Origin of the sequence: Streptomyces echinoruber (assembly GCF_014651135.1) — a bacterium.
Lineage (GTDB): Bacteria > Actinomycetota > Actinomycetes > Streptomycetales > Streptomycetaceae > Streptomyces > Streptomyces echinoruber.
Window position 1 is genome coordinate 37,352 of the sequence record NZ_BMWH01000033.1, and the last position, 12,893, is coordinate 50,244.

At 74.4% G+C, this 12,893-nt stretch carries 11 protein-coding genes; 4 read left to right on the top strand and 7 right to left on the bottom strand.

The window, feature by feature from the left end; translation table 11 throughout:
- Window positions 1-105 precede the first annotated feature (105 nt).
- The 5 genes from IE225_RS28430 to IE225_RS28450 all read right to left on the bottom strand — a co-directional run bounded on the left by IE225_RS28430 (window position 106) and on the right by IE225_RS28450 (window position 8,487).
- Window positions 106-885 carry a D-Ala-D-Ala carboxypeptidase family metallohydrolase gene (locus IE225_RS28430; RefSeq protein ID WP_190060499.1) on the bottom strand — a complete coding sequence of 260 codons (780 nt, stop codon included), beginning with the start codon at window positions 883-885 and terminating at the stop codon, window positions 106-108.
- A gap of 78 nt (window positions 886-963) precedes the next feature.
- On the bottom strand, window positions 964-2,277 hold the full coding sequence (locus tag IE225_RS28435; protein ID WP_190060500.1) for a GH25 family lysozyme: 1,314 nt from the start codon (window positions 2,275-2,277) through the stop codon (window positions 964-966).
- A gap of 527 nt (window positions 2,278-2,804) precedes the next feature.
- Window positions 2,805-4,166 carry a phosphoinositide-specific phospholipase C-related protein gene (locus IE225_RS28440; protein WP_373303286.1) on the bottom strand — a complete coding sequence of 454 codons (1,362 nt, stop codon included), beginning with the start codon at window positions 4,164-4,166 and terminating at the stop codon, window positions 2,805-2,807.
- A 347-nt stretch (window positions 4,167-4,513) separates the two neighbouring features.
- Window positions 4,514-6,796 carry a catalase gene (locus IE225_RS28445; protein WP_190060501.1) on the bottom strand — a complete coding sequence of 761 codons (2,283 nt, stop codon included), beginning with the start codon at window positions 6,794-6,796 and terminating at the stop codon, window positions 4,514-4,516.
- A 722-nt stretch (window positions 6,797-7,518) separates the two neighbouring features.
- Window positions 7,519-8,487: an alpha/beta hydrolase gene (locus tag IE225_RS28450; protein WP_190060502.1), complete on the bottom strand. Its 969-nt coding sequence runs from the start codon at window positions 8,485-8,487 to the stop codon at window positions 7,519-7,521.
- A 222-nt stretch (window positions 8,488-8,709) separates the two neighbouring features.
- Here IE225_RS28450 and IE225_RS28455 point away from each other — a divergent pair, with 222 nt between their 5' ends.
- Window positions 8,710-9,270, top strand: coding sequence for a DUF2180 family protein (locus IE225_RS28455; protein WP_190060532.1), 561 nt, complete (start codon window positions 8,710-8,712; stop codon window positions 9,268-9,270).
- Complete coding sequence (locus IE225_RS28460; RefSeq protein ID WP_190060503.1) at window positions 9,267-10,406, top strand: site-2 protease family protein; 1,140 nt, start codon at window positions 9,267-9,269, stop codon at window positions 10,404-10,406. Before IE225_RS28455 ends, IE225_RS28460 begins: the two co-directional genes overlap by 4 nt.
- A 64-nt stretch (window positions 10,407-10,470) precedes the next feature.
- On the opposite strand, the gene IE225_RS28465 is transcribed toward IE225_RS28460, so the two are convergent.
- Complete coding sequence (locus IE225_RS28465; RefSeq protein ID WP_190060504.1) at window positions 10,471-10,710, bottom strand: hypothetical protein; 240 nt, start codon at window positions 10,708-10,710, stop codon at window positions 10,471-10,473.
- A 399-nt stretch (window positions 10,711-11,109) separates the two neighbouring features.
- A complete protein-coding gene (locus IE225_RS28470) occupies window positions 11,110-11,682 on the bottom strand; it encodes a hypothetical protein (protein ID WP_190060505.1) in 573 nt (190 codons plus the stop codon).
- Window positions 11,683-11,932: 250 nt separating this feature from the next.
- On the opposite strand from IE225_RS28470, the gene IE225_RS28475 reads away from it, so the two are divergent.
- Window positions 11,933-12,388, top strand: coding sequence for a hypothetical protein (locus tag IE225_RS28475; protein ID WP_190060506.1), 456 nt, complete (start codon window positions 11,933-11,935; stop codon window positions 12,386-12,388).
- On the top strand, window positions 12,367-12,867 hold the full coding sequence (locus IE225_RS28480; protein WP_190060507.1) for a hypothetical protein: 501 nt from the start codon (window positions 12,367-12,369) through the stop codon (window positions 12,865-12,867). Before IE225_RS28475 ends, IE225_RS28480 begins: the two co-directional genes overlap by 22 nt.
- The last annotated feature ends 26 nt before the right edge of the window (window positions 12,868-12,893 follow it).

Genomic DNA, 12,893 nt, shown 5'->3' on the forward strand with positions numbered 1-12,893 from the left:
CGCACCGCCCGGTGGCCGGTCCACGCCCCGCCGGCATCCGCCGCCTGCGGAACGCCGGCCCCGGCGGCGTGGTGCCGCCCGGGCCGGCTCGGCGGTCGTGGCGGGTCACACCACGCCGCTCTCCCACCACCACGAGCCGGAGCCGTACGAGGGGTACTGGACGCGGCTGTCGACGTGCTGCCACGAGTGCGTGTACGCCTCCAGCCCGGAGAAACCGCAGGTCTCGGCGATCCGGTAGGTCTGCAGGGTGGTGTGGCCGGAGACCACGATGTCCGCGGCGACGCCGTAGAGGTGCATGCTGTTGGAGGCGCCGCCCACCGAGGAGTTGTGGGCGATGCTGCGGAAGCCGGAGTTGATCGTGATCGGGCTGTTCCCGGCCTTCTTGCGCACCGCCTCCAGCTTGTACATCAGCCGGCGCACGTTCTCCTTGACCTGCGTGGCACCGACCTTGCCGCCGCTGAAGCCGGAGCCGTCACCGGAGTGGAACTCGCTCCAGTCGAAGTGCGCGGTCGATCCGTCGCCGCTCTCCAGGCTGTTGAGCACGCTCTGGGTCTGCGAGCCGACGACGCCGTCCGCGCTCAGGCCGTAGGCGGACTGGAAGCGCCGCACGGCGGCGGCCGTGGCCGGGCCGAAGTCGCCGTCCCAGGCGACGTACGTCTGCTGGGCGCCGGCCGCGGCCCAGCCGCCGACGCGGATCTGCAGCTCCACCACGTCGGAGCCGGAGGCGCCTTGCTGGAGGGTGCGGGTCCAGCCGTAGGCCGAGGCCCTGCCCGCCGACCCGACGTCGACCGCCGTCGCGACGCCGAGCGCGGCCGCCACGCCCGCGGCGCCCCGGAGCAGTGTGCGGCGGCCGACGCGCCGGCCGGAGTGTCCTGCCGAACTCATGGTTGTCTCCTTCGCTGGTGTCTTCGGTACCGGTGTGCCGGAGGGAGCCGCTGCTTGCTGTGTTCGTCCGGTTCGCGGTCAGGCGACCAGCGCCTGCCAGGTGTGGGAGCCGACGACGCCGTCCACGGTGAGGCCGCGCGCGGACTGGAACGAGCGCACCGCGCTGTCGGTGGCGGCTCCGAAGGCGCCGTCCACACTCAAGGAGGCACCGTGCGCGTTGAGTTGGCTCTGCACCGCCTTGACCGCGGGCCCGGAGGACCCCTGCCGCACGGTGATGATCATGGCCTGCCAGGTGGCGGGTCCCACGATGCCGTCCGCGGTGAGGCCGTGCGCGGACTGGAAGGAGCGCACCGCGCTGTCGGTGGCGGGTCCGAAGGCGCCGTCCACGGTGAGTGCGGCACCGTGCGCGTCGAGCAGGTATTGGACGGTCCTGACGCGTTCCCCGGTGGCACCCTGCCGCACCGTCGGCCACCTGATCGTCGGCGGCGGGGTGTAGCCGCCCTGGGCGAAGGCCTGGAGGTCGGAGAGGGTCCCGTTGAAGGTGTCCTGGTCGCCGGGGAAGGTGCCGGAGTCGGCGTACTGCCACAGCGTCTGGGCGGACCAGCCCGCGGGCAGGGTGCCCGGGCTGCTGGAGTAGCGGGCGATCCACAGCGGATTGGTGGCGCCGAAGCCGCTGGCGTTGCCGGTGCAGGTGGTCCACCAGTCGGTGGTGGTGTAGATCGTGGGGTAGCGCCCGGTCCGGGTGCGCACCTCGTTGCTGAAGTCCCGGATCCAGGAGACCATCGCGCTCTGGCTCAGCCCGTAGCAGGTGGCCCCGTAGGGGTTGTACTCGATGTCCAGGGCGGGCGGCAGCGTCCTGCCGTCCGCGCTCCAGCCGCCGCCGTGGCCGACGAACCAGTCGGCCTGCGCGGTGCCGCTGGAGTGGTCGGGCAGGGCGAAGTGGTAGGCGCCCCGGATCAGCCCGGCGTCGTAGGCGCCGTTGTACTGCTGCGAGAAGGAGGGGCTGGTGTAGGTGGTGCCCTCGGTGGCCTTGACGTACGCGAAGGCGGCGCCGTTGTTCTTGACGGCCGTCCAGTCGACGTTGCCCTGGTGACCGCTGACGTCCAGACCGGCCGGGCCGGTGCCGACGGCGGCCGGTGCCGTGGCGGACGGTGCCGTCGCGCCGAGGCGCTGCAGTCCGGATCCGGCGTGGTCGTCGTCCGGGTGCGTCATGCGCGCGGGGGGTGCCGCGGGGGGTGCTCCGTCCCCGGCGGCCGTCGCCGAGGCGGCGCCGGGCAGGGAGAGGAGCAGGGCCAGGGTGGCGGCCGGCAGTCCGGCCGCGCGGGCGAGCGTGCGGAAGCGGTGCGCAGCGGTGGTGCCGGGTCTGAACCGTGGGGATCTGGTTGCGGGCATGGTGCTGCTCCCGGAGTGGGGTCGGGCGCGCGGCCGGCGGGCGGCGGCGTGGGGTGTTGTGGTGTGACGGAGACGGACCTCTCTCGATTCTTGAGGTGCCTATGACAAGCAGAGTGCTGATACGAGGGCTTTCGCGGACGTTCTTTCGGTGCCGGTGCCGGTGCCGGTGCCGTTGCCGTTGCCGGAGGGGAGGACGAGGGTCAGGAGCGGGGACGTACGGAACTGCCGTCCTTCACCAGGGGGTTCGGACGGGACGAGCGCTGGGGACGTGGCCCGCCCCGCGGCCACGGGCGAGGGCGCTTCGGAGAGACGGCACGTCGTATCAACTCCCGGGGAGAGGAATGGGGTTGACGCGCGTAAACCGTAGGGCACCCGGTGCGTGTCCGCAATGGTGCCCGGCCCCCCCGCCCTCCGGGCACACGGGCTCCGGGGGCTCGGCGAGGTGCGGCCGATCACCACCGGTCCGGGGAGTGCTCGTGGGGATGGCCGGCGTACTCGGTCGGGCCCGCGCGGGAACGGCGAACCGGTTACTGCCCGGGCGTGAGCACGTAGGTGTTGAGGGTGCCGACCGTGCTGAGCGGTGTCGGGGAGCCCAGGTCGTAGCGGTCCACGGCGAGGTAGTTGGGCTTCTTGCGGGCCGCGGGGGTGCAGAAGTTCTGCGCCCGGTTGAGGAGTTTGCCGTTGTCCGTCTGGATCGTCGAGCCGATCGGGTAGTCCCGGAAGTGGTTCATCACGAACAGCGGGTGGAAGGCGGCCGAGTCCGCGGTCAGCGGCCGGTCGGTGCCCCAGCGGCTGTAGCAGGACCAGTCGGAGTCGCCGATCCCGCCGCCCATGGACCAGTAGTTCTCCACGGTCCACTCCCGCTGGTACAGGACGCCGAACGTGTCGCGGGCGGCCCAGCCGTTCGCGGTGTCGCTCGCGCGGGTCCGGTCGCTGAAGATCAGTAGCTGTCTGCCGCGGGCGGCGAGGTCCGCCATGGTCGGCCAGCCCTTCGTCGCCACGCCCTCCCGGTCGGGCCGGTACAGCACGTCGTAGAGCCCGTTCACCGAGGCCAGGGAGGACTTCAGCACGTCGGAGGAGGTGTAGTCCTCCAGGAAGACGGTGGCGAACTGGCCCGGGTTCGCCTTGAGGAAGTCGACAATGCGCTGCAGGTCGGTGGCGAGCGGGACGGGGTTGCCCACGCCGTCGCAGCTGTTGTGGCAGAGCACGGCCCGCCCCGAGACGGTGTAGGCGTCCAGCATGAAGCCGCGTACGCCGTCGCTCAGTTGGCGGCTGATGCCGCGGGCCTGGTTGGGGAAGAGGCTGACCGGGAACGAGGCGAAGTCGCCGTCGGCGCCGTTGGCGAAGGCGTTGTGCGCGGTGAGGAACGTGACCTGGTCCAGGGTTCGGGTGTCCCCGGACGCCGCCGTCGTGGCGTAGGCGACCGGGGTCAGGTACCAGCGGGCGAGGTCGCCGGCGGAGCCGATCCCCACGGCGCCGGAGTCGGCGGACGAGCCGGTGAGGTACTGCGAGGTGCCGGGGACGGCGACGGTGTACGTGCCGTCCGCGCCGACGGTGATCGTCCAGGTGGTGCCGTCCGCGCCGCAGGCGGCCGTCACCGCCGAGGTGCCGCTGCGGCCGAGGCAGGTGCCGGGCTCGTCGGCGTTCTGCAACTGGTGGCCGCCGGTGACCGCGACCGGGAGCCACTGCTGGTGGTCCTCGTTGCCCTTGGGGTTGTGCGCGGCGACCGTGCCGCCGCTGTCGGCCGCGTTGCGGCCGGTGACGTAGTTCTGCAGGTAGACCGCGTGGGCGGGGACGGCCGCCGCGGCCCGGCCCGGGGCCGACACGGGCAGGGTCAGGGCGAGCGCGGCGGTGCCGCACAGGGTGCGCAGGGGGTACGAGGGGCGCAGGCGCACGGGGGGTTCCTTTCACTCCGGCACTGCGGGTGGAGGGGTGCCGTCACGACAGAGTTGTGACAGAGGCATGACATACCGGAAGTGACGGGTGACGTGCCAGACCCGATGCGCGAACTGTTTTAGTCGATAAGGAGTTTGACGCTACGTCAAGCAATTGCTGCTGACGCGGTCGACCGCGGCGCGGAGCGCCGGCCCGCCCGGGACGGGACACCGGCACCGGAACGCGAGGGCCGTACGGACGGGCCGGGCCGGCCGGCCCCGCGCGGCGGCCGGCCCCGCGGGACGATCGGCCCCGCGCGGCGGTCGGTCGGGGCCGGCCGGCTCACTGGGCCGAAGCCCGGTCAGCCCGCCGTGCCGAAGCGCTCCCACACGCGGTGCGCGGACACCAGGTCGATCACCTGCCGCAGGGCGGCGGTGGCGTTGTCGGAGAGGACCACGCCGGGGGCGTCGGCGGGCACACCGGCGGCCCGCAGGGCCGTCTCGCCGCCCGCCCAGGCGCCGATGGCCTTGCCGTGCCGGTACGCCTCCGACAGCAGCAGGACCACCCGCGGATCGGTGACCGTCCCCGGCACGGCGGCGGGAGTGCCCTTGGCGTCGCGGGCGCCGTGCGCGTCACCGCCGGCGGCGGGGGCGCCGGCCAGCAGGACGGCGTCGAACTCCACGGAGCGCGCGGTGGCGTAGGTGCGCTGCACGGTCAGCGCGTCCTCGCCCGAGCCGAGGACACCACCGGTCGGGGCGACCACCAGGGGCACCATCCCGGCGTCCAGCACGGTCTCCCGCACGGCGCGCACCCCGTCGAGGTCGCCGTCCGCCCCGGTGACGATGCCGACGACCCGCCCGTCCACCGGCCAGGTCCGGCCCACCTGGGACAGCGCCGGGCTGGGCGCCACGTCGGCCAGGGGCACGGTCGGCTCGGGAGCCGGCAGGCCCAGCCCCTCGGCGACGCCCCGGCACAGCTCCGGGTCGATGTTGGCCAGCACCTGCAACGCCCGCTCCTTGACGGCCTGTTCGTAGCACTTGCCGAGCTCGAAGGTGTAGGCGCCGATGATGTGCTCCCGCTCCACCGGGCTCATGCTGAGCCAGAACCGGCGGGGCTGGCCGAAGTGGTCGTCGAACGACTCCGGCGCCGCGCGCACCTTGGTCGCCTCCGGCACCCGCACGGGCGTCTCGACGTACGCCCCCGCGTCCGCGCCCGCGGTGAACGGGCAGCCCCCGTCGAGGGAGTTGGGCCGGTAGGGGGCCACCCCGCGGTGCACGGCCGTCTGATGCATGCCGTCACGCAGCATGTCGTTGACCGGCGCGTGCGGACGGTTGATCGGAAGCTGCGGGAAGTTGGGGCCGCCCAGCCGGGTGATCTGGGTGTCGAGGTAGGAGAACAGGCGCCCGGCGAGCAGCGGGTCGTCGGTGATGTCGATGCCGGGGACGAGGTGGCCGACGTGGAAGGCGACCTGCTCGGTCTCGGCGAAGTAGTTCGACGGGTTGCGGTTGAGGGTGAGCAGCCCCACCGGCTGCACCGGCGCGAGCTCCTCGGGGACGAGGTTCGTCGGATCAAGCAGGTCGATGCCCTCGAAGGTCTGCTCCGGGGTGTCCGGGAACGTCTGGATGCCCAGCTCCCACTGCGGGTACGCGCCCGCCTCGATGGCGTCGGCCAGGTCCCGGCGGTGGAAGTCGGGGTCGACGCCGCTCGCGAGCTGCGCCTCCTCCCACACCAGGGAGTGCACGCCCAGTTTCGGCTTCCAGTGGAACTTCGCCAGCGTGGTGCTGCCGTCGGCGTCGACCAGGCGGAAGGTGTGGACGCCGAAGCCCTCCATCATCCGGTACGAGCGCGGAATGCCCCGGTCGGACATGTTCCACAGGGTGTGGTGGGTGGCCTCGGTGTGCAGGGTGACGAAGTCCCAGAACGTGTCGTGCGCGCTCTGCGCCTGCGGGATCTCCCGGTCCGGGTGCGGCTTGCCGGCGTGGATGACGTCGGGGAACTTGATGGCGTCCTGGATGAAGAAGACGGGGATGTTGTTGCCGACCAGGTCGAAGACGCCCTCGCTGGTGTAGAACTTCGTCGCGAAACCCCGGGTGTCGCGCACGGTGTCCGCGGAGCCGCGGGAGCCCAGCACCGTGGAGAACCGCACGAACACGGGCGTCTCCACGTCCTTGGCGAGGAACGCGGCCCTGGTCACCGAGGCCGCGGTGCCGTAGCCGCGGAACACGCCGTGCGCCGCCGCGCCGCGGGCGTGCACCACGCGCTCGGGGATGCGCTCGTGGTCGAAGTGCATGATCTTCTCGCGCAGGTGGTGGTCCTGCAGCAGCACCGGTCCGCGCGGCCCCGCCTTGAGCGAGTGGTCGGTGTCGTACAGCCGCGTCCCCTGCGCGGTCGTGAGGCGGCCGCCGGCCTGCGCCGTCCGGGCCCGGTCCGCGCCCGTCGCCTGACCGGTCGGCGACACGGTGGCCGGGCCGCTCTGGTCCGGCTTCGGCGGCAGCGGCTCCCTGGGCCCGGTCGGTTCGGCGACGGACGGCGGCTCGGGCGCCGGGCGTCCGGGAATCCCCTCCGGCGGCCCCGCCCCGTCGCCCTGCAGCGCGTCGGCGACCTTCCCGGCCGCCCGCTTCAGAGGGTTGCCCTCACTCGTCACTGCCTTCCCTCCTTCCCGCCGGGCCACTGCGGGCCGGCCGTGCGTGCGCCGGGGGACCCGCCGGACAGGTCCCCCGGCTCCGGTGTCCGTCTCGCGAACGTCTCACGCGGGAAGGCGGCGCGCGCGGGACGCGCACCGGGCGGGTGAACCACCGCCCCCGCCTGCCCCGCGGCCCGCGCCCTCGTCGCTCCCTCCCGCCCGGTCCGCCGCGTCGTTCCGCCGCCGGGTACCGCCGGCGGCGCCGGCCATGCCCCGCCCCGGCGGCCGCGCGGGATCGGCGGTCACGAGCGGGCGGTCACGGACAACGAAACGCTTCGGGCCGGGACGCCGTGTCCGGCGGCCGGCCCCGGGCGGCGCGGACGCCGTCCTCGACACCGCCGACGCCGTCCTCGGCACCGCCGACGGCGGCCCGTTCGCCGCCACGGCGAACGCCGCCCGCTCCGGCGCGCACGCACGGCCCCTGCCGCCGAGACCGGCGTCCCCGGAGCCGTCCCCGTCCTCCGCCGCCCGGTCCGCCCCGTCCTCCGCCGCCCGGACCCGCTTCGGCCCGGCGGCCCGCGCCGGCCCAGAACCTGCTCCGCGCGACCCGATGTCCGCGGGCGGTGGCGGGACCGCCGGGAACGGTCCGGTCCCCGATGCGGGGATCCGGGCTCGTTCGGCGGCTGCCGTGGGGGAGGGGGAGAGCCGTGCGGTGCCGCCGTCGCACTGGGCCCCGCGCCGCGTCAGCCGCCGGAGTTCAGGGCCGAGCGGAGCATCGCGGCGGCTTGCGCGACGGCCGCCCGGGTGGCGTGGGTTTCGCTGAGCGGGTTGAGCATCATGAAGTCGTGGGTGATGCCGTCGTAGCGGACCGTGGTCACGGGAACGCCCGCGGCGCGGAGCGCGGCGGCGTACGCCTCACCCTCGTCGCGCAGCACGTCGGCCTCGTCCACGATCACGAAGGCGGGCGGCAGGCCCTCCAGCTGCTCCCGGGTCGCCCGCAGGGGCGAGACGGTGATGGCCGAGCGGCGTGAGGCATCGGGCAGGTAGGCGTTCCAGAACCACTCCATGGCCTTCGACGTCAGGAAGTAGCCGGTGGCGAACCGGGAGTAGGAGCCGGTGTCCATGCCCGCGTCGGTGACCGGGTAGTACAGGGACTGGTGGACGAACCGGACGTCGCCGCGCTCCTTGGCCAGCAGCGCCAGTGCCGCGGCCATGTTCCCGCCGACCGAGTCGCCGGCCACCGCCAGGCGGGCGGGATCGAGCCCGTGCTCACTGCCGTGGCGGACGATCCAGCGGGCGGTGGCGTAGCCCTGCTCGAGGGCGACCGGGTAGTGCGCCTCGGGCGAGCGCGTGTACTCGACGAACACGACGGCGGCCCCTGCCCCCACCGCGAGTTCACGCACGAGCCGGTCGTGGGTGTCCGCGTTGCCGAGGATCCACCCGCCGCCGTGCATGTACAGCACGGCCGGCAGCGGCCGTGCGGCGTCGGGCGGACGCACGATGCGCACCCTGACGTCGCCCACGTCGGCGGGAACGGTGATCCACTCCGAGTCGACGGGGAGTTTCTCGACCGGTTGCGCCTGGATGTCGTCGAGCACCTTGCGGGCCTTCTCCACGCCCAGTTCGTACAGGAAGGGCGGCCGCGAGGTGGCGTCGGCGAGCTGCTGGGAGGCGGGCTCCAGGACGACGGTTCCGGGGGACTGGACAGTCATGGCGGTTCTCCTCACTCGTACGGAACTCGTATGGGATTCGTACGGAACTCGCGCGGAGTCCGTACGGAGTTGAATCAGGAGTTGGATCAGGGGTTCGATCGGGAGCTCGTTCAGAAGAACTGGTGGCGCATCCGGCACGGTCACGGTCTGGAAGTGGCGGCCCCGCGGGCCGGGGCGCCGGCGGCGGACCGCGCGCGGGGAGGTCCCGCCGTGCGCACCGGCATGCACCAGCCTGTTTCCAGTGTCGCGCCATACGCATCCGTGGATCCCGGCAAACGTCCCCGGTGCCCGGAGCCCTGTGGGCGCACGGGACGCCGACACCCGCGGCGGGGCCCGGTCCGTGCGGCGGCGGGCCACGGCCGGTCGGCCCCCGGAAAAGTCCGAGCGGCCCGCCCCGAACCCCCGCCCGGGGCGGGACGATGGAAGGGCGGAACGCGGTGCGGGAGGTGTGTCGTGAACTGCTACGACTGCGCACTCGAGGACACGACGGCACCCGCGGTCGCGGTGTGCGACCGCTGCGGGCGCGGGGTGTGCGCACGGCACGCCCACGCCCCCGGACGGCTTCCCGGGCGGCCGGTGCCGCGCACGGCCGGCGCGGGGCCGGACTCCGGGCGAAGGCCCGCACGCCGTGTGACGTGCAGGGCGTGCCGCGAGGCCGAGTCGTTCGACCCCGTGCGGAGCCGCCCGGGTCCGGGGCGGGACCGTACCGAGGAGAGCGCGCGGACCGGGCCGTCGAGGCGGGCCCCGGTCCGGGCCGGTCGCGGAAGGCGGGGCCCCCGGTGAAGGAGACACTGCCCCTGGGCCGGATCGCCGGCGTCCGCGTCGGCCTGCACTGGAGCGTGCTGGTCATCGTCGGCCTGGTGACCGTCGGGCTGGCGGCCGGCCGTCTCCCCGAGGCCCATCCGGGCCGCCCGGGCTGGGCCTACGGGGGGCTTGCCCTGCTGGCGGCGGTGGTGTTCCTGGCCTCGCTGCTGGCGCACGAACTGGCGCACGCGGTCGTCGCCCGCCGCAACGGCGTCGAGGTCGACGGCATCACGCTGTGGATGCTCGGCGGCGTCGCCCGGCTGCGCAGCGAAGCCCCCACGCCGGGCGCGGAACTGCGCATCGCCGCGGCGGGGCCGCTCACCAGCGTCGCGGTCGGCGCGCTGTTCACGGGACTGGCCCTGTGGCTGGACGCGCTGCACGCCTCGGGGCTCGTGGTCGAGGCGGTCGCCTGGCTGGCCGCGATCAACATCCTGCTCGCCGTCTTCAACGCCCTGCCCGCGGCCCCGCTGGACGGCGGCCGGCTGCTGCGCGCGTTCATCTGGCACCGCACCAGCGACCGGCTCCGGGCCACCCGGGGCGCCTCGACCGCGGGCCGTGTCCTGGGCTGGTTCATGATCGCCACCGGTTTCGCGGCGGTGATTCTCGCCGGTGACCTCTCCGGGCTGTGGGCCGCGCTGATCGGCTGGTTCCTGGTCGCCACCGCGACCGCCGAGGAACGGCAGGCCCAGACGCGCGGCGCCCTGGACGACACGCCCGTCAGCCGCGTGATGACCCGTGACCCGGTCACCGTCCCCACCACGGCGACCGTCGCCCGGTTCCTGGCCGAGGGCCCCTTCGGCCGCTACCGCCACTCCGCCTTCCCCGTCCTCGCCCCTGATGGCGCGGTGGCCGGACTGGTCACGATCGCACTCGTCGACCGGGTTCCGCTCCAGGTCCACGGCACCGCCACGCTCGGTGACGTGATGCGCCCGCTCACCGACATCGTGACGGTCGCCCCGGACGACCTGGTCGTGGACCTGCTGCCCCGCCTGGAGACGAGCAAGGACAGGCGCGCCCTGGTCCTCGACGGCGGGCGGCTGGTCGGCATCGTCACCCTCGCCGACATCAGCCGCGCCCTGGCCTGGCTGACCACGACCACCCGGACCCGCTCCTGAGACACGCGCTCCCGGTCCGCGTTCCCGGTCCGCGCCCCCGGTCCGCGCGACGACGGCCCCGCCGTCAGTCCCGGGCCGACGCGTCGGCGATCCCGGACGCCCAGTCGTCGATCGCCTCCAGGGCACGCGCCTCGGCCTTCAGCCCGGCCCCGCCGAGCCTGGCGCGGCCGGCCGCTCGGCGATCTCGCGGGTGGAGCCGTGGGCGGTCGCGTAACCCACCAGGAGGTTCATGGCGTTCCCCTTCGCTGTCGCTGTCGCTGTCGCTGTCGCTGTCGCTGTCGCTGTCGGTGATGCGTGCGGTCACGGCCATCTCACCGGATGGCCTCTGCTTCCACCGTGACCCGGGCTGGGCGCAGGGACATGGGTCGAGTAGCCCCGGGCGGGTGCCGGACGGGCCGTCCCCGCGGCGGTCGCGGTGGGGACGTGCGGTCCGCCGCCCGGCCTGCCCGGACGCCTCCGTCCCCGGTGCCGGTCGGCCCTCGGGGACCGCTTCCTGTTGCACGAGGCGGGAGCCGGTAGGACGTTGAAGGTTGAAGGGAGGAGACATGCTTCGCTCTCCGGCGGGGCCGTCTCGGCCCAGGCCTTCGAACACCGACACACTGCCGCTGCTCCCGGCGGCGCAGCCGGCCGCGGGGGAGGACGGCTCCAGTCCTGTCTTCGTCGACCCCACCGGGCGCCGAGGCCGGCGCATCCGGCGTGTCGCCTACGCGGCCGGCGCGCTGTGCGCCGCGTACACCGGCGTGCTGGCGCTCAGCTTCCTGGGCGCGACGCCGTTCGCCCCGCGGACCGTACTGCCCGTGCCCGGCCTGCCCTCCGAGAAGCCGGGCACCGTGGGCAAGACCCCGCGCGAGGAATCGCCGAGCGGGTTCTTGGTTCCCCTGCCCGACGGCCCGTCCGCCTCACCGTCGGGCGTGCCGGGACTGCCCGTCTCGCCGTCGGACGTGCCGGGACCGTCCGCCTCCGCCGCGGGTCCGTCCCCGGCCGGCGGACGCTCCTCCGCCCGGGCCACGAGCCCCGGTGCGTCGACCGCGCCCACCGCACCCACCGGCGGCTCCTCGGCGGTCGGCTCTTCATCCGGAACCGGCCCGACGGCCTCCGGCAGCCCGACCGGCACAACCCCGCCGACCGGCACCGGTTCCCCGACCGGCACCAGCCCGGCGTCCGTTACCAGTCCGGCGCCCGCCACCGGTCCGGCGACGTCGGCCGGCCCCTCCGGCGGCGCTTCGCGCACGGGTCCGGAAAGCGCCGGCAGCGCGCCGAGCGGATCGTCGGGCATCGGTGGGACGGCGCCGGGCGACGGGACGCCGTCCGCCGCGTCCCGCGGTGCCCCGTCGGGGACCTGACCATGCCCGCGCGGCCGCCGAGGCACCCCGCCGAAGCGCGGGGGAACCGCCGCGGCACCGCGTCCCGCCCCACCTCGCGTCCCTGCTCCTGGTCCTGACCATGACGGCGGGGATCGTGCTGCTGCACGGTTGCACGCACGGGGAGTTCGCCGCCGACCACCGCATGCACCCGCCGACCAGCGCGTGCACCCGCCGGTCGCGACCGACCGCGTGCCCGGGGCGGCCCTGCGCGGCGGCCCCCTGATCGACCCCACTGGCACCCCGGTGCGCAGCCATGCGCTCCCGGACCGCACCGTCGCCCTGACCTTCGACGACGGCCCGGACCCGACGTGTGGACACCGAGGACTGGCGGCGGCCGGGCGCGGCCGTCGTCGCCGCGTGCGTCACCGGGAGGCTGACCGGTCGAGGCGCCGTGGTGCTGTTGCACGACGCCGGGGCGACCGCTTCCGGACCGTCCGCGCGCTGGAGCTCCTCATCCCCGAACTCCGCGTCCGCGGCTACCGGTTCACCACGATCACCGAAGCGCTCGGGGCCGGCCGCGCCCACCACCCGGCCACCGGGACGGAGCTGTGGGGCGGCCGGGCCTTCGTGGCGGCGGTGGCGGTGACGGCCGGATCGTGCCGGCCCTGGCGGTGCTGACGACCGCGGCGGGTGGCTGGTTCGCCCTGACCCACCGGACCGAGGAGGGCTACGACCTCGGCTCCATCCCCCTCGGGCAGGCCCTGTGGTCCTTCGGCTCCGTGTTCCTGCTGCTGCGGTTCGGTCCGGGCACGGACGCCTGGGTGGCCCGCGTGCGGCCGGTGCACGCCGCCGTCGTCCTGCTCAACGCCCGTGCGGTGACGGTCTACCTGTGGCACGAGGTCGCGCTGGTGCTCGGTGTGCTCCTCATCGACCGGATGCAGCGGGTGCCCGCGCTGGAGAACTCCTTGCCGCTCGGTGCCACGCGATTCCTGTACGTCCTCGCCTGGCCGCTCATCGCCTCGGCCGTGCTGCCGGCCGGCTGGACGGAGGACAGGGGGCGAAACGCCCGGTACGGCTGTGGCCGGCGCCCGGCCCGGCACGGCGAAGGCGCGTGGGAGGCCCGCGAGGTACAGGGAAAGTGCACGGAAGGTACTTGAAAAAAGAGAGGCGCAAGGAAAGAGAG